This is a genomic window from Treponema sp. UBA753, assembly GCF_002297325.1.
GTDB lineage: Bacteria > Spirochaetota > Spirochaetia > Treponematales > Treponemataceae > Treponema_D.
Map to the genome: position 1 here is coordinate 1 of NZ_DBKJ01000061.1, position 1,867 is coordinate 1,867.

Sequence of the window (1,867 nt, forward strand, 5' to 3'; positions counted from 1 at the left end):
GCAATTACAGCCTTGTTAGCATAGGAATAATTGTTTAGTAGCTGTTTTATTAAAACTCGACATTCGACCTTATAACAAAAGCGTTGCAATGCCGGCGAATCTTCCTGTTGAAAACATCATATTTATGCACTAAAATTGCATATATTTAAATTTGGAGCACTTATGACATCACAAATGATTGCAAAAATCATAGCCTTTGCATTGTACCTTGGCTTTATGGTTTACATTGGACTTAGGAACGCAAAGAAAAACAACAGTTCTTCTGACTTCTTTTTGGGCGGAAGAAAACTCGGGCCTTGGGTTACGGCATTAAGCGCAGAAGCCTCTGACTCTTCAGCATGGCTTTTAATGGGACTTCCCGGACTTTGCTATCTTGGAGGAATCAAGGAAACATTCTGGACTGCAATTGGACTTATTGCAGGAACTTACTTGAACTGGCTTTTTGTTGCAAAACCGCTTCGCCGCTGCACAATAGCTTTTGGAGATTCCATAACGATTCCAGAATTTTTTACAAATCGCTTTAAAGACAAGACTCACCTTCTTTCACTTGTTTCTGTTATTTTCATTGTTCTTTTCTTTACTATTTACACAGCTTCAGGATTTGTAGCCTGCGCAAAACTTTTCAATTCTGTATTCAATCTTCCTTATCATGCAGGGCTTGTAATCGGACTTGTCGTAATCCTTTCATATACGATTATGGGCGGATACTTTGCGGTCTGCACAACAGATTTTATACAGGGACTTTTGATTTTTGTGGCGTTTGTTGTTTCTTCACTGATTGCAGTTTTTGCGCTCGGAGGACCGGCAGAAGCATTTGCAAAAGCAGCGGATTTCAGTGAAAAAGCCATGAACGGAGAATTCGGCGCGGAAATGCTTGCAAAATTCACAGCAAACAAAAACTACAGCGCAAGTTCCATTGTTTCAGCTCTTGCCTGGGGACTTGGATATTTTGGAATGCCTCACATAATTGTACGCTTTATGGGAATCCGTTCAGAAGAAGAACTTACAAAAGCCCGCAGAATCGGAACAGTCTGGATGATAATTTCATACATCGGAACTTTTATAATCGGAACGCTTGGAACTGCATATCTTATGCCAAAGCTTCTTTCTGGAGCCGCAGCCGAAACAGTTTTCAGCGAAACAATGCTTAAAATGTATCCGGCATTTATAGCAGGAATTTTCCTTTGCGCAATTCTTGCAGCTTCAATGAGCACAGCAGACAGCCAGCTTCTTTCAGCAGCAAGCGCAGTAAGCCGAGATTTCTTCAAAGGAATTATAAAAAAAGATGCGGATGAAAAATCTGTGCTGAATGTCGGACGCATAACGGTTTTTGCAATAGCGGCAGTTGCATTTTTCCTTTCCTTGAATCCAGAAAGCTCAATCTTCGGACTTGTAAGCTATGCCTGGGCTGGATTCGGCGCAACATTCGGACCGCTTGTTCTGCTTGCGTTGTTCTGGCGCGGAATGACAAATAAAGGCGCAATAGCAGGACTTGTTGCAGGCGGAATCACGGTTGTCCTTTGGCACAATATGTCCGGCGGAATTTTCAACATCTATGAAATTCTTCCTGGCTTTATAATCTGCCTTTTCGTTTCTGTTGTAGTAAGCCTTCTTGATAAAAACAAAGATGCAGAAATGCTTGCAGAATTCGATGAGTACAAAACACTAAGTAAAAAATAAATTCTGATTGACTATCATTTTCATACTTGAAATTTCATGTCATTGCCCGGCTAAAGGTTAAACTTTGTCGGGCAGTTTTTTTTTGAATAAATCTATTTACAAACGTTTCTTTTAGTAGTAACATAAAGATGCTGAAACTTTTTCAAAGCAAACAAAAATTCATTCTTACATTAGGAGAGTGCAATAA

General features: G+C 39.9%; 1 protein-coding gene. It reads left to right on the plus strand.

The features are described from left to right. The first annotated feature begins 162 nt into the window (after nucleotides 1–162). A complete protein-coding gene (putP, locus tag B4C08_RS05285) occupies nucleotides 163–1,680 on the plus strand; it encodes a sodium/proline symporter PutP (protein ID WP_296663749.1) in 1,518 nt (505 codons plus the stop codon). The last annotated feature ends 187 nt before the right edge of the window (nucleotides 1,681–1,867 follow it).

Excerpts from the sequence above, each read along its gene's own strand:
- putP (WP_296663749.1), top strand. The coding sequence starts at position 163 with ATGACATCACAAATGATTGCAAAAATCATAGCCTTTGCATTGTACCTT.